General features: G+C 46.7%; 12 protein-coding genes and 1 pseudogene. 5 read left to right on the top strand and 8 right to left on the bottom strand.

Translation table 11 applies throughout. The features are described 5' to 3' along the window. Positions 1–364: 364 nt before the first annotated feature. The 5 genes and pseudogenes from Q0372_RS02600 to Q0372_RS02620 form a co-directional block, all read right to left on the bottom strand. Positions 365–2,167, bottom strand: coding sequence for a hypothetical protein (locus Q0372_RS02600; protein ID WP_298102193.1), 1,803 nt, complete (start codon positions 2,165–2,167; stop codon positions 365–367). Between the two features lie 156 nt (positions 2,168–2,323). Then, positions 2,324–2,959, bottom strand: a complete 636-nt coding sequence (locus Q0372_RS02605) for a protein-L-isoaspartate(D-aspartate) O-methyltransferase (protein WP_297917640.1) — start codon at positions 2,957–2,959, stop codon at positions 2,324–2,326. Positions 2,960–3,106: 147 nt separating this feature from the next. After that, complete coding sequence (locus Q0372_RS02610) at positions 3,107–4,129, bottom strand: ribonucleotide-diphosphate reductase subunit beta (RefSeq protein WP_177387058.1); 1,023 nt, start codon at positions 4,127–4,129, stop codon at positions 3,107–3,109. A gap of 321 nt (positions 4,130–4,450) precedes the next feature. Continuing rightward, positions 4,451–5,173: an anaerobic ribonucleoside-triphosphate reductase activating protein gene (locus Q0372_RS02615; protein WP_298102196.1), complete on the bottom strand. Its 723-nt coding sequence runs from the start codon at positions 5,171–5,173 to the stop codon at positions 4,451–4,453. Positions 5,174–5,190: 17 nt separating this feature from the next. Next, a pseudogene (locus Q0372_RS02620) lies at positions 5,191–7,503 on the bottom strand (ribonucleoside triphosphate reductase). Positions 7,504–7,674: 171 nt separating this feature from the next. Between Q0372_RS02620 and Q0372_RS02625 the strand changes: the two are divergent. From Q0372_RS02625 to Q0372_RS02645, 5 genes are all read left to right on the top strand, one after another. Next, positions 7,675–8,307 (top strand): hypothetical protein, encoded by a 633-nt coding sequence (locus tag Q0372_RS02625; RefSeq protein ID WP_298102199.1) that lies wholly within the window; start codon positions 7,675–7,677, stop codon positions 8,305–8,307. A gap of 51 nt (positions 8,308–8,358) precedes the next feature. Beyond that, a complete protein-coding gene (rpsU, locus tag Q0372_RS02630) occupies positions 8,359–8,571 on the top strand; it encodes a 30S ribosomal protein S21 (protein WP_005869392.1) in 213 nt (70 codons plus the stop codon). 272 nt (positions 8,572–8,843) lie between these two features. Continuing rightward, positions 8,844–9,437: a hypothetical protein gene (locus tag Q0372_RS02635; protein WP_298102201.1), complete on the top strand. Its 594-nt coding sequence runs from the start codon at positions 8,844–8,846 to the stop codon at positions 9,435–9,437. A 75-nt stretch (positions 9,438–9,512) separates the two neighbouring features. Further along, positions 9,513–10,502 (top strand): hypothetical protein, encoded by a 990-nt coding sequence (locus Q0372_RS02640; RefSeq protein WP_298102204.1) that lies wholly within the window; start codon positions 9,513–9,515, stop codon positions 10,500–10,502. Positions 10,503–10,570: 68 nt separating this feature from the next. Continuing rightward, positions 10,571–11,728 (top strand): hypothetical protein, encoded by a 1,158-nt coding sequence (locus Q0372_RS02645; protein WP_298102207.1) that lies wholly within the window; start codon positions 10,571–10,573, stop codon positions 11,726–11,728. A gap of 587 nt (positions 11,729–12,315) precedes the next feature. Here the strand turns inward: Q0372_RS02645 and Q0372_RS02650 are convergent. From Q0372_RS02650 to yaaA, 3 genes are all read right to left on the bottom strand, one after another. Beyond that, positions 12,316–12,696 carry a CrcB family protein gene (locus Q0372_RS02650; protein ID WP_297880659.1) on the bottom strand — a complete coding sequence of 127 codons (381 nt, stop codon included), beginning with the start codon at positions 12,694–12,696 and terminating at the stop codon, positions 12,316–12,318. Positions 12,697–13,053: 357 nt separating this feature from the next. Continuing rightward, positions 13,054–13,785, bottom strand: coding sequence for a sulfite exporter TauE/SafE family protein (locus Q0372_RS02655; RefSeq protein ID WP_298062071.1), 732 nt, complete (start codon positions 13,783–13,785; stop codon positions 13,054–13,056). 1,170 nt (positions 13,786–14,955) lie between these two features. Further along, complete coding sequence (gene yaaA / locus Q0372_RS02660) at positions 14,956–15,687, bottom strand: peroxide stress protein YaaA (protein WP_298102211.1); 732 nt, start codon at positions 15,685–15,687, stop codon at positions 14,956–14,958. Between the last annotated feature and the right edge of the window lie 112 nt (positions 15,688–15,799).

A 15,799-nucleotide genomic window follows, 5' to 3' on the forward strand; every position in this document is an offset into this window, starting at 1 on the left:
ATTGCACCGACAATCAAAATTCCGCTTAGAAAATACTGCAGAATTTCAAAATAAAGATTTTGTGTAAATTTAGCGGCTGAGGCTAAATTTAAAGATCAAAATTTACTCTAATCCTGCCCCTGCACTCCGATAAGTATGGTCGAGCGAGGATTAAAATTTTAAGTCTAAATTTATAGCAAATTAATCAATCCAGTCGATGCGCTGCACAGCAAATAAAATGGCGCTACAATCGTCTTGTAATCCCGCGTGGCGTAAAATAAAATTTAAACCCAATTTCGCGCGCCGTATCCGCGAGCAAAAATGAAACGCAGTGCAATAAAATTTTAAAATTTCATTGCAAATAGCCATCTCCAGTAAGCGGCGACTAAAATTTAAACACGCTCTTAGCTTCAGCGATGCGCTCACTAAGGCTCGTAGCGGTATCTTCGCTGCTTGCTGCGCACCTAAAGATCGGCTCAAGCACCTCAGCGAAAAAGCCGTTTAGCCCCTCTTGCATGATCTGCGCATTGTTTTGATAGCGCGCTAGCCCCATAAATACGCCGTGCCCGATAGCACCGAGGGCCTTTGCCTCATCGGCGATAAATTTATTCAGCGCCTTGCAAACCGCAACGACCGCGCTTGCATTTACGATCTCGCGATCTCTTAAATAATCCTCAAGCGCGCCGTAATCGCACTCGCATCTGATCCATCTAAACGCCTTTGCAATCGACGGCGAAACGCATTTGTGCTCATTTAGAGTGCATAGGACGTATAAATTTTTAGGCACCGCAAAATATGAGCGGCCATCCTTTAAAACGACGCTAGCGCGCGCTTTTTCGCTCTCTTCAAAGCCGTCGATTACGTGAGAGTTTTTCGTGCGGATCAGCGAAAGCTCGTCTTCCTCGTCGTAGCGGCGATCCAAAAGCACCGCCGCCTCGCCAAAAATTTTATCCAAGCTCGAAGCACTTGCATTGTCGATCAGAAAATAATACTCGCCCTTCGGATCGTTTAGCGCCTCTTTACAAAGTGCCTTAAACTCGCCGTCTATGAAACTTTCGCCGTAAAATCCGTCGATGAAATCGCGGTATTCAAAGCCTTCGTGCAGGCAAACGTAGCGGAAATTTTTAGTCGCAAGCTTCTTTTCGGTAATCAAAGATCGCAGCCTGCGGGTTTTGCCGGCACCGATCGCGCCGTAAAATATAGTATTTTTCGCAACTTCTTCGCTTTTGTAGTTTTTGACGTATTCGAAAAATAGCGACGAATACACGATCCTAGCCGCGCCCACGACGTCCTGCGGATACGGGGTAAATTCCGCAATAAATCGCGAACTTACTTCGTAAAATTCTTCAAAAATTTCAACCTTTTCGTCGTAGAGCAAGGATAAAATTTGCGCGGTTTCATCGCGATAAACGAGAGTCGGAAACTCATCGTTGCACTGCGCAAATATGCTAGCTAGCAGATAGAGCTTCTCGCGCGAAATTTGTGCGAAATCGCCGCCCTCGGCAAGTCCTAAATTTAGCATCCCGTCGTCGCTTAGGTAGCTATCGATCAGATAGAAATTATCGGCATTTATCGCAGATTTTAAAAATTCCATCAGCACAAAGGGCTGATTATGCAGCGCGACGTCGAAAAAATCGATCGCCAAAGCGCTGTCCACCGCCGTAAGAAGCCTGTAAAGCTCATCGTAGAAATTGACTAGCTTTTGTTTAAAAATATCGCGCGCGGTGCGCTCCTGCGAATAGCTATTGAAATTTTTGACGATATTTTCGATGAAAACATAAAGCGAGACGATGTTTTTATCCTCGCCGCTAAGCACGCTATCTACGCTTTTTACGGCATTTTTAGGAAACAACTCCTTTTTGCCGACGATACGGTCTTTGAAAGCGAAATCATAATAAAACGCACTGATATTGGAATCAAAAAACTGATCCATAAAGAAATACTCGGCGTGTGCGAACTTCTCGCCCAAAGATAAAATTTTGCAGCTTCTAAGATTGCCGTCGCTAAGATTTATATACAGAGTTTGCAAAAACTCGTTCTCGGTCTCATCAAAGCTTGCGAGGCAGCGCTTTATCTCGCCTAAATACTTTGAAATTGCGGTTTGTTTTTTAAGCCAGAATTGGTTTTTGTTGTGATTTTTCCAGCTGGCGACCAGCGACTCTATCTTTTCCTTGCTAAAATCTTGCATGACTCATCCTTGAAAGATTAAAAATTGTGTATTGTACTTGAATTTAAATAAATAATTAATAAAACTCTGATCTCGCTATGGAGCGCGAAAGCAAAATTTTATTAAATTTACGCGCCCGCGGCGGTAGGAAATTTTAAAATTTACTGCGCGCTAGATCTATCCGCGACCCTGCACCAGCGGAACGAATTCGCAGGCGCCAAGCTCCTCTTCTTTGATCTCGCTTGGCGAAATTTTATTAAATCTAACGATCTTTTGCGAGCCGCCTCTATTCATCGGAGCGACCAAAATTCCGCCGATTGCCAGCTGCGCAAACAGCCGCTCGTCGATCCGCTCGGCGCACGCGGAAAGCAATATCCTATCGAAAGGAGCAAAATTTTTCCACCCCGCGTTGCCGTCGTCGTGGCGTAGGCTGATGTTTGAAATCCCGAGATTTGCGAAGTGTCTTTTCGCCTCGCCTACCAGCCGCTCGACGCGCTCGACGGCAAAGACGCGGTGAACCATCCTGCTTAAAATCGCCGCTTGATAGCCGCTGCCGCAGCCGATCTCTAAAATTTTCTCGACCTTCGGATCGACGCTTAGCGCCATCGTCATGCGCGCGACCGTCAGCGGCGAGCTGATCCACTGACTGGCTAAAATGGGCTGCGCGTTGAGGCTAAAAGCGTGCGCGCCAAGCGGAGCAAACTCGCTTCTAGCGACGCTGCAAAACGCCTCAAAAAGCGCCGGATTTAAACTCACCTGCTCGGCGATGTCGTTCGCCATCTTTTCGCAGCGAAGTCGCTCTAGCGAGACCATAGTGCGCTCCCGCCCGACCAGACGTTAAATTTAAAGCCGCGAAAGCTTTCGCTTTGTTTCAATTCGAGGCCGATAAAATTTTTAAAAATGCCGCCGAAGCGCTCAGCCCGCGATGCGGCAGAGTAAAATTTCAAACCGCAAAATCCGCTAAAAATCATCGAAACTCAAGCTTCCTTTGCTGTAGTTCGTGACCTTGCTCTCGAAAAAATTGCTCTTCTGATCGTTAAATTTAGAAAAATCATCGACCCATTTTATCGGATGTTTCGCGCCGTATCGCTTCTCAAGTCCGATGGCGAGCAGGCGCTGATCGACCAGATAGTGGATGTATTCTTCGATGATGTCGTCCGTAAAGCCCATGATTTGGTTATCCGTGATGTATTTGCCCCAATCTATCTCTAAGTTTCCCGCCGTCTCGAACATCTCGTAAATTTTATCCACGTTGCGCTTATTAAAAAGATCGGCGCGCTCCTTGCGGACGGAATTTATCATGTTTTGAAATAGCAGCAGATGCGTGATCTCGTCGCGCTGTATGAAGCGGATCATCTGCGCGCTGCCTAGCATCTTGCCTGCGCGAGCAAGCGCATAGATCGAGGTAAAGCCGCTATAAAAATAGATCCCCTCTAAAATTTGATTCGCCACCATCGCTAGCAGCAGTTTATCGTCGCTAACCTCGCCCGCGAGCTCCTCATAGACGCTTGAGATGTAGTCGTTTTTCCTGCGGAGCATATCGTCGTGCTTCTCCATCTCGTAAATCAGATCGGTATTTTCACAGATCGCCTCGACCATGACGGCGTAGGATTTGCTGTGGTTGGCCTCCTCGTAGGCTTGGCGCGCAAGCACGGCGTTGATCTCCGGAGCCGTGATGTAGGGGTTTATATTATCGGCGAGATTGTTGGTCTGAAAGCTATCCATCGATATCAGCTGGCTCCACACGAGATCGTACATCCGCTTCTCGGCGCTTGTAAGATTGAAGTTATAATCGCGCACGTCGTCGGTGGTATCGACCTCTTTAGGAAACCAGGTGTTGGCCTCCATCAGATCCCAAAGCTTCAGCGCCCATTGATATTTCGCCTTGGTAAAATTTAAAATTCCCTGCGGATTGCCGCCGAAGACCTTACGATCGGTAAGCGTCTCGTCGGAGAAGGGGTTGTAGATTTTTTTCCTATCCATTTTTTGCCTTTTTAAAAATTTCGGCGTATTTTAGCCAAAGCAAGCTAAATTTACCTTTTGTTTTGAAGCGGCAATGGCTACGCGGCGTGAAATTTGGCGGAGAGCTAAATTTGCACGGTATAAAATTTAAAGCGCTTGATAAAATAAAATTTTACGCCGCAGGCGGAGCGAAATTTAAACATAGCAAGCGGCGGCAAGGCAAATTTTAAAGCTTTCGACGGAACGAAATTTTATCGCAGCTCAATATACGCCGGACAATGCGCGCGCTAAATTAAAATTTCATCGCGTTCATCGCGACAAGATGCTCGTGGCAGCGCAAATTTAATCAAAATTTCGAAGTTCGATCTTTAGATCGGTACGGATTTTGCTCGGATCAAAGCTCGCAAGCGGCGCGCTTAAATTGCCGAAATTATCGCTGGTGGGTAGAAAGTTTTGCAGATAATAAACGCCGCGGTAGCCCTCACTGTATAGAATTTGCGCCATCCGCTCGATCTTAGCTTCATTTAAAAAATCCGCATGCACGGTCGTGCGCACCTCAAATTTAAAATTTCGCCGCAGCAAAAGCCTAAGAGTTTGTAGAAATTTATCATATAAACTTGATTTCGTGATGAGTTCAAAATCCTGCCGCGGCGCCTTAAAATCAAGCGCGATATAATCGATCAGCCCTAAGCTTAGCGCCTCTTCGATCTTTTGCGGATTCGAGCCGTTGGTATCTACTTTGAGCAAAAAGCCGCGCCGCTTAACTTCATGTGCCAGCGGGATAAAATCGCTCGCACAGGTGCATTCGCCGCCGCTAAATACGATGCCCTGAAGCTTGCCCGCGCGCGCATCCAAAAAGCGCAGAAACTCTTCGTTTGAAATTTTACCCTGAGAAGTAACGATTTGTGGGTTGTAGCAGTAGATGCAGCGCATATTGCAGCCGCAAAACCACGCAATCGCGGCGATGTGATCAGCAAAATCAAGCATCGTAAACGGCGTGATCTCGTAAATCTGCGCGTTACGCAGGTTTAAGGCTTGCGGCGGCTTCGTATGCGTTTGTTGCATTTGGCCGATAGCGGCGACTAGGCGATCTGCTTTTTGTCTTTTTTCTCTTCAAAAAAGACGCGCTCTTTGTGTTCGCCCTTCTTTCCGATATTAAAGCTCTCTACTGGGCGCAAATAGCCCATCACTCTTGTGTAAACGACGCATTTTGTGCGTTTTGCTTCTAACTCTTTTGGAAATTCCATTCTCCATCCTTTCATTAAGATTAAAATTTAAATCGCTATTTAGGCGCCCTTGCTCTGCTTGGCTTTGTATTCCGCGAGCAGCTCCTCGTCGCATTTCGGGCAGTATTCATGCTCGCCGCTGATGTAGCCGTGCTTATGGCAGACGCTGAAAATCGGCGTGATCGTGATATAAGGAAGCTTGTAGTTTTGCACTACGCTTTTTACGAGCTGTTTGCACGCCTGAGCCGAGCTGATGCGCTCCTTCATATACAGATGCAGCACCGTGCCGCCGGTATAGGAGCTTTGCAGCTCGTCCTGCATCGCCAGCGCCTCGAACGGATCGCTTCCGAAATTTGCCGGAAGCTGCGTCGAATTGGTGTAATATATATTTTTATCAAATCCCGCTTGGATGATATCTGCGTAGCGTTTCTTATCCTCTTTGGCGAAGCGATACGTAGTGCCCTCGGCAGGCGTGGCTTCGAGATTATATAAATTTCCAGTCTGCTCCTGAAATGAGCGGATCTTCTCACGCAGATACTCAACCATTTTAAGGGCAAATTTACGCCCGAATTCCGTCGTAATATCTTCTTTGTTGCCGCTGAAATTTCGGATCATCTCGTTTGCGCCGTTGATGCCGATGGTACTAAAATGGTTATTAAATCCCGGCAGATAACGCTTCGTGTATGGATACAAACCGCGCTCAAACATCTCGGTAACGAATTTTCGCTTCTTTTCAAGCGTCGATTTGGCAAGCTCCAAAAGCTCATCCAGCCTCGCATACAGCGCCTCTTCGTTATTTTTATACAGATAGCCTAGGCGGGCTAAATTTATCGTTACGACGCCGATACTCCCCGTCATCTCCGCGCTTCCGAAAAGTCCTCCGCCGCGCTTAAGAAGCTCGCGCAGATCGAGCTGCAAGCGGCAGCACATCGAGCGCACAGCACCTGGCTTATACGCCTTTGGATTGGGTACACGCTCACCATTTTCGTTAGTGATATATTGCGAGCCGATAAAATTTTGAAAATAGCTTGAGCCTACTTTGGCAGTGTTTTCAAATACCGCGTCGGCCGCAGGCGTATCCCAATCAAACTCCTCCGTTAAATTTACCGTAGGAATCGGGAAGGTAAACGGCTGACCACACTTATCGCCCGTCGTTAAAACCTCGTAAAATGCTATCACGATGCGGTTCATCTCAGGCTCGAAATCGCCGTAAGTCAAAGCCTCTAGCGAGTCCTTGCCGCGCCTTTTAGCCTCAGCCAAAAGCTCCTCGTCGCGTAAATTTTTAAACAGATGCTCGTTATTATGCGTAGGAATCTGCGTCTTTAGATCGTCCGGGCAGGTCATATCGATGGTGACGTTGGTAAATGGGCTCTGACCCCAACGCGCTGGAACGTTTAGGTTAAACACGAAGCTCGTGATCGCCTTTTTGACCTCATCGTCGCTTAATTTGTCGCGGAAAACGTATGGCGCCAGATAGGTGTCAAAGCTGCTAAACGCCTGTGCGCCCGCCCATTCGCTTTGTAAAATTCCAAGGAAATTCGCCATCTGATACAGCGCTTCGCGGAAATGCTTCGGCGCCTTGCTCTCGACGCGACCGCGCACGCCGTTAAAGCCCTCGTTTAGAAGCACGCGCAAGCTCCAGCCCGCGCAATACGCCGTAAGGCAGTCCAGATCGTGGATATGATAGTCGCCGTTTCGGTGTGCCGCGCCCTCCTCTCGAGAGTAAATTTTATCGAGCCAGTAGTTTGCGATGACCTTGCCGGCAGTGTTATTGATCAGGCCTGCGTTTGAGTAGCTGGTATTGGAATTTGCTAAAATTCGCCAATCCTGCTTGCTGATGTATTCATTAACCGTCTGGGTACAGTTGATATAGGTCGTATCCTCCTCAAGCCCCAAAATGTGCTCGCGCTGCATCTTGTGCGTGTGTCGGTAGATCATAAAACTTTTCAAAACGGCGAAATCGCCCGCTTCGAAGAGCTTTTTCTCGATAAGATCTTGAATATCTTCGACGCTTAATTTCTCTTTAAAAACGATCGCGCTCATTACATTATCAAAGACTTTTTCGTCAAACTCGCTACCCACGCTTTTGTAGGCTTTTTTGATAGCATCTTTTATTTTGTAGGATTGAAATTCTTGAAAACTTCCGTCTCTTTTAATGATTTTTTTCATAAGCACCCCGAGAATTTTCTGAATAAATTGGCAGAAAGTATATCAAGGAATCTTTAACTCAAAATTAAAGGAACGAGCGGAATATCCGTTACAAATTTTGCTTATAAAAAACGAAATTTAACCAAATCTCGCTATAATCGCGGAGTTTATTTTATAAAATTTGGAAATGCTATGAAAAATTTTAAAATAAGTTTTTTCGTGATCTTGCTGTGCGCCTTTTTAGCGGGCTGCGCTGCGCTTAAAGGCTCTAAAAGCACAGATAATTCGGCACTTGCAGGAGGCATCGATCACGCAGGATATCCAAACGCATATCTGGAGCGCATCGCAGGCGAAAGCATCGCCGATCTGCTCTCAAAGCGTATCGTCGGGAAAAAAGGCGGTAGATTCAGCGTCGTCGGCATCGAGCCACTGGACGGGACGAACGCGCACGGCGTAGATGCGGAATTTTTGAGCAAAAAAATTAGAATTTCGCTGCTGCATTCAGGCAAAGCAGTCGTCACCGACGCTCCAAGTAAAGATGAACTCGTATTTAGCAACGATGGCGTAAGCCGTGGCTATCACGCCGTAGAAAGCGGCTCGATCTACGCGCCGGATTACATCTTGGTAGGTAAAATTTTACCGCAAAGCCCTGCTACGATAAACGACGGTAAGGCAGGATCTAAAAAATCAAAAAGTTTAAATTCTGCAGCTAAAAATTCTACCGTACAAGCAAGCGAAAGCCTACTTTTAGAGCTTTCGATGATAGATACTCGCAACAACAAGAGCGTATGGAAGTATAAAAAAGCGCTTCAAAAGCAAATTTAAGGAATTTTTCGCTAAACTCACAATTCATTTTTTTGAAAGGCGGTGAGGAAAGTGCCTGGAGTAAAGGTATATCCGAACGAATCATTTGACGAAGCTTACAGACGCTTTAAGAAGCAGACCGATCGTAACCTAGTCGTTACCGAGGTTCGCGCGAGACGATTTTTTGAGCCGATGACGGAAGTCCGCAAAAAGCAAAAAATTTCAGCTCGCAAAAAGATGCTTAAACGTCTTTACACGCTACGTCGCTACGAGTCCCGCTTGTAGCAGTTTGCGCGGATTTGCGGATTTTAAATTTGCAGATCTGCGCGAAATTTTATCCCACATCTTTTTTAAATTTACAGCCCGCTTAAAATTTATCCGCCGCGTCAGCGCCGAAATTTCGATCTAAATTTTAAAATTTACCTAATTAAATTTACCCGCCTTTATGCGGCGCCTGCTTTATACGACACATCCGCCGGCGAGCCGCTAAATTTTGAAATTTATCTTTACCTATTCGTTTTTTAGATATACTTTTGCATAAATTTCAAGGAGCAACCATGGACTTAAACGACTACCTGCACACTCAAGATCAGCAGCCCTCAAACCCGCAAGAAAAAGAGATAGCGCTCATCAAATACACCTTCATCGCAGCCTGCGCCTTAAAAGCTATAGCCGAACTGGTGCTATTGCTATTAGGAATTTACGGTGGATTGGGAGTGCTACTAAGCGCAGCGGCATTCGTGCTTTTTATCTTTAGCATTTATAATATCTCTAAACTTACCGTAAGCCGCAGCCTTTTGCGCAACGTAGCCATTGCCTTTGCGGCGATATTTATAGGCGTATTGTTATTTATATTTTTAGCGGGCGGCATCATCGCTCAAATACTACTTGCATTGGGATTCATCGCATCGTTTCTATTTTTTTATAGATTTTATCAGGAGCTTGCCGACACTAGCGGCGTCACGATATTTTCATATTGCTTTATTGCGCTTGTACTTGCAGCTATTGCAAATGCATTTTTGGCGCGTTTTTCGCTACCTGCTACGGTGCTACTAAGCTTAGCGGCTCTTGCACTTAATGCTTTTGCTATGTTCAGCGTAGAGGGCTTTTCTCGTTCGTATTATTCTTATGATCTTAAAGGCAAGAGATAAATTTTGATTGCTTGATCGGTTGTGAAAAGACCAGCAAAGAGCTAATTTTTAAAATTTCAAATCAAGGAGCAAGCCATGGTCTATTTCAAACACATATTTCTCGCGCTGTTTTGCGGGGCGCTGTTTTGCGGCGTACTTTACGGCGAAAATCCAAATAAAATTTCAAAACAAAATTTTAAATCTGACTTCATCTGGGGCGTTACGATCGACGACGGCTGGTATGAGGACGCACAAGGCGCCTCGGGCGCAAAGCTGCAAAGCATCGTGCGCGCCCTGCAAGCCCTACCCGCAAAACCCACCGTGCGCGTCGTGATGTCAAAAGAAATTAGTCCGCGCGAGTACGAGCCTCTTTTTAGGCGGCTTAGCGAGGTTTCATACGTGATGGCCTGCCCCGTGGACTCCTATGAGATGAGCTCGTACAAAAGCGTGAAAAGTTACGAAAAGAGGTTCGCGGACGCCTTCGCCGCGCTCGCGCCCTACGTGCAGATCTGGGAGATCGGCAACGAAATAAACGGCGAGGGCTGGCTAGGGGATGATGCGAATTTCATCGCTGCCAAGATGATCGCGGCCTTCGAGCTCATCCACAAAAAAGGCGCCAAGACGGCGCTTACGGCGTATTATACGCCGAGCGGAGCGCAGAAAACGCAGATGCGCGAGTGGCTGCGAAAATTCGTGCCGCAAGATATGAAAGAGGGGCTGGATTATCTTTTCGTAAGCTACTACGAGGACGATAACGAGGGCTTTGCGCCTGATTGGAGCGAAATTTTTACCGATCTGCAAAGCACCTTCCCCGCTTCAAAGCTCGGTATCGGCGAGTGCGGAAACACGGCGTCGGGCGCTACGCAGGCGAGCAAAAAGGCGATGATGAGGCGGTATTATACGATGCCGCGCTACGCGAAAAACTACGTGGGTGGGTATTTTTGGTGGTATTTCGTGCAAGACTGTGTAAGCGGGGCGGGACCCGGCGCTTCAAACGGCAGAAATCGCGGCGCACGCGATAAAGCGAAAGCCGCGGACGAGCTGCTAAAAAGCCTTAGTGAAGCAATAGGCGAAGCGTACAGATAATGTACGGAGGATTTCAAATTTAAAGCAAAATTTTATGCTTTTTAGGTGCAACGAGGTAAAATTTGGACATGAAAACTTTTATAAAAATTTTAAAAATTACCGCCTTGGTCGTGAGCGTTGCATGCGTGCTTTTTGTGCTGTATATATTTGTGATTTTAAATTTGCTTTTTTCATCCGATACGCCCGAGGGTTGCGATCCTAGTATGCCCACTAGCGCTTGCGATTATATCGATGAAAAATTTGAAAAAGAGCTGCAAAATTTGCCCCCGGTCGCCGCTCTGCCACCCTTAGACAAAAGGCCCGTATTTTGGCTAGGCGAGAAAAAATTCGCAGGAGGTGCGAAGTTTGATTATCTATACATTAAGGACGATTTTGGGGTCTGGCTTAGGTATAAAGACAGCGATAGCGACGACTTCTTGCTACAAAAAGATATGCCAGAGCGCTACTATGGATACGACGAGATCGATCGTTCGCCGGACGAAAGGTGGGTAAGTGGAGAGCTTGGATATTATAGCTACGGCATCTACGATATTTCGCTTTTTGAAAATGAAGCCAAGATATTTTCTCAAACGGCGTATAAGGTCGTGAGGAAATTTATCGGCTTCTTTAATCTACACTCTATGAGGGGCACCTCTTTTGCGGCTCCACAAGGCACCGAGGAAAATTTAAATGCTATAAGCGAGCTTCAAACGCCGCTTGCGGATTTTCCGCAAAAACCGAACTACTCTGCGCTTGGTTGGGCTGATAAACCAGAAGCCAGAGGCTATGTCGGAGATGAAATAGCCAAAAAACTCGCTCGCAACGTCTTTGAGATAGAGGGCGATGGGTGGCGACAGACCATCCGTATAAACAGCCGCGCCAAAGATATAAAGGTAATCTGCGGAGATGAAATTTGCCTCGCGCTTGCCTTTGATGAGAGCGAAATCAATAGCTGCGATAACGACGCTGCATCCACGGCAATTCATACGCTAAATTTAAAGCAAAAATTTAATAATTTTCATACGCTTACTAGTAGGAATTTTAACTACGTAAAGCTCGGCGATAAGTATACTTTAGACGATGTGGAATCCTTTAAAATAGTTTTATCGAGATTCAGATATATCGAGGGGTATAACAAAGGTCGTGAAATCACGGACTACGAGGTTATCTTGCGAAATAGCGAGGGCGAACAGGTCAATGAAATTTGCAGAAACGAAATTAAGAGAGCTCGTAGCCGCTTGCGATAAATCTAAGATAGCGCTGCAGGATTTGACACATAAGATCGTGATTTCGGCGCGCTTTAATTTAGCTTCTAAAATTTACGTGAGAATTTTAAAATTCTAAGCTTCAAGCTTTAAAATTTGCCCGCGAAGCTTTTAAAATTTATCGCGCAGCTTAGGTTTATTTTATCCGCGCCAAGACAGCGAAATTTTTAGGGCGTCGCGATAACTAGGCGCAAGATAGCGAAATTTTACAAAGCTGCGGCAAACAAGATACGCAGAGAATGCACGCAAATTTCAAATTTATCTGGATTTTGCCAGCCTGCCCGACGCCGAGCACCATTATTTAGCTACAATCCCTCTTGCTCGCTTTACTTTTCGCTCGTCTTACGATTTGCTCGCCTTATAATTCCTGCTTGATATTGCACTTTGCGAAACTACTTGCTGCGCGCCCCTTCGCAAAACTGCACGGCATGTGGGATTGTGCCCATCGCTCGCAGATTTTGCAGCACATGCGCGCGATAAAATTCCGTAGCGCAGGCACTTTCAATAAATTTTTATTTAAAAGCGCAAACATAGAGGCGATTTAAATTTAAAGCTCACGTGCTCCACGGCTAGCCTGCAAGCGCTCTGCCCGCGAGCAGCCCAGCGTAGCAAAAAAGCATACAGGCGCATACGCTTAAGACCGCGTTTAGCACACCGATAGCAAATTCTCGCGCCAGCAATAATTGCAGCGTATCGTAGCTGAATGTAGAAAATGTCGTAAAGCCGCCCAGCGCGCCTGCGACAAAAAATACCCGCAGGCTCTGCGTTAAATTTAGTGCGAGCAAAAACCCTATCAGCAGGCTTCCCAGCGCATTCACGCAAAAAGTAGCGATCGGAAACGCACTCCAAAATCCGGCGCGATCCATTGCGCGCGCGATCGCTCCACTTAGACCTACTCGCGCCATCGCGCCTACACAGCCGCCTAGCCCCGCTAAAATCAAGTTCGTCAATCCAAGTCCTTTTAAAATTTGTAAATTTTATTTCGCCATCTAGCCTCCATAGGACGAAAGATGTGCAACTTTGCTATTTTAACGCGGCTAGTTAAAATTCAGCTTTTAAAATTTGCTCGCGCTTTTTGAAATTTCGTTTTAAAATTTTACTAGCGCGGCAAAACGCGACGTTTTACGCGCCGCCGCAAAACGGCGATCAAACGCGCGCAGTGTAAAAGGACGGCAAAGCAAAAAACTACGAGACACAAAAGGGTGGCGTAGCAAAACAGCGCGAACGCTTAAACCGCGCTTGTAGCAAAACCGAGGCAAGGGGTAAAATATAGCTCGGCAATCGCTGCAGCGCTACTACAGCGGGCGCTACTGTAGCACCTTTTTTAGCGCCAGTGCAAATAGCACGACATAAAGGACGAGCAGCCATTTTTTCTGCGTTTCGCGCTTTGCACGGCGAGCCTGAGAGGTGCCGAAATATACGCCCAAAAGCCCACCCACGGCTAGCAGCGCGCCGCGTTCGTAATCTACGTGGCCGTTGTACGAAAGGCTCAAAAGCGCGCTAAATGAGCCGAAAACGATGAAAAATAGCCCCATACAGACCGCTCTTTTGATATCGACGCCCAAAAATCCGACCAATACCGGCGTTAGAAATACCGCGCCGCCCACGCCCATGCTAAGCGCGATCGCGCCGATAGCAAAGCCGATGAAAAACAGCACCGCGCCGTGGGGATCGGCGTTGCCGTCGCTTGTTACGTTCGTGCTAAAGAGTTTAAGAAATGAGATCGCAAGCGTCAGCAGAAGACCGATCTCAAGCACGATTTCCGGTGAGTATTTTACGATGAAGCCCGATATGCTCGCGCCGCACAGCCCTCCGAGCCCCACCGCGATGCCGCTATCTAGGCGAAGCTTGCCCGCGCGGTAGTTCAGATATGAGCCGAAAAGCGAGACGATGAACATCTGCATCACCGAGATGCCCGCGGCGGTCTTGACGTCGTATCCCAGAGCCATCATCACGGGCATTACGACCGTGCCGCCACCGATACCGAAAAAGCCCGATATGAAGCCCACGACGACGCCGACAAAGGGGAGTTCTAGCATTTTTGATCCTTGAAATTTGAAGCGAAGTTTATAGCTTTAAAATTTAAAGCTTGATAAATTTGCGGAATTTTGGCTTTGAGAGCGGGGATTTGCGGGATTTTGAGGCGGGGAATTTTGATTATGGAATTTTATGCTTTGGATTTATGAAATTTGGAAATTTACGGGATTTTAAAGCGTGAAATTTCAGAGCACAGAATTTTAATTGCAGAAATTCGGCTAAGAACTTTATGCGCTGGGCTACTAGAGTTTGTAGCGACGGCGTATTTTACTACGTTTGCAGATTTTTGGAATTTTAAAGCGTGAAATTTTGGCTCAAAATTTTATTGTAACGGAACGTAGCCATAATTTCGGCTTAAAATTTTATACGGGGTTAGCCCGATCTGCATTTGTTTGTGTTGTGGCTTCGAAGTATAAATTTTTTAGATCATAATTCTGCGCCTATACCACGGCGGTTTAGCGTAAATTTTAGATAAAATTTCACGTTTTAATCGCGACGCAGTATTTTTGCCGCGATTAAATTTCGACAGGATTCTATCGCGGCAAAATTTCATACGGCGAAATTCCACACGGTAAAATTTTAGACAAAATTCTGCAGCAAAATTTCAAGCAGTGGAATTTTCTGCGACAGAATTCCACGCGGCATAGCTGCAAGCAAAATTACTGCGGTAAAATTCGCTCAAAATTTCGTGGCGAATTACAAGTAAAATTCTTTCGCATAAAGTTACGTTTCCATCCACGATTGCACGCGCGGCACATCCTCCTTCGTGAAAATTCTTTCTATGCGGAGGACGACAGCAAAATTTCCGCGCTCCGTATCCTAAAAATCGCCGCAAAATCGGTGTAAAGTCACGACAAGATCGCCGTAAAATTTTATGCGGAGCGGGCAGGCGCAAAGAGCGCGAATTTCTTGTAAAAATTTACGACAAAATTTCGCCGCCAAAAGCTCGTTTAAGGCCGCTCAAAACCCGCTAAAAAAGTGCCAAAAGACTAAAAAGCCGCCGTCGCAAAATCCTCGCGATAAAATTTTGCCCGCAAATTTTCTCTCGGTAAAATCGCTTTGGATGGGGCGGGATTTGGACTCACGGCAAATTTTTACGAGCTAAATTTTACGCAAAAATCCGCATTAGACCTGCAAAATTTATCGTAAATTTCTCCGAGCGGATTTTGCGCTTATGAAATTTCCAGCACGATCTCCTTTTTTAGCCCGATCTGTTTGATCTCGAGCACGGAAGCGCCGCCCAAGCGCAGCGCAAGCACCTCCGCCTCGCTGCAAGCGCCTGCAAGAGCTATTTCGCGCAATACCTTGCCGCGCCAAGCCTTGGCGTAGTGGCTCAGCACCTTGCCGCCTTTGATAAAACTAAAACTCAGATATTCGCGCTTCATCTCGTAAAATTTCTCATAAAATCCCGCGCGCAGATCCACGACGCATTCATCCGCCAGATACCGATCCAGCGCGGCGGAGAAGCTATCTCGATAAAATTTTGCCGCGTCTATGCCGCCGAATTTCTCGCCCTGTTTGAGCTTGTAGTTCGGCAGCGCGTCGCCGCCCAGCACGGGGCCGAAAAGGTTTGAAAAAATTATCGTGTTTCGCTCCGTAAACTCCCGCGCCGTAGCGCTTAGCGAAGCGTAGCCTAGGGCGCGATACGCGGTGCCCGTGTAGCGCAAAAGCGCCTTCGCGCAGCCTTTTTCAAAGATATTTTCGCGCAGAGCCGCATCCCATTTTTTCAGCCCGAAAAGCTTGCAAAGCTCCGCCTCGCTTGCTTTATCTACGAAATCCGCATAAGCGCGCAGCATCTGCAGGCGCTTTTCGTAAAGATCTGCAAAGATGAAATTTCGCTCGCAAATGCGCGCGTCGCCGCCCAGCTCGCTTTTCATCTCGCTTGGGGAAAATAAAATTTTCATACGCTCTCCTTAAAATTTGCTCATTTTACTAAAATTTTGCTTGCATTCAAGCCCGCCCAGGCTCGCGCCACCCGCTCAAATTTAAGCTAAGCAGCGTATAATGGCGCTAAAA

Source organism: uncultured Campylobacter sp. (assembly GCF_937997405.1).
Taxonomy (GTDB): domain Bacteria; phylum Campylobacterota; class Campylobacteria; order Campylobacterales; family Campylobacteraceae; genus Campylobacter_B.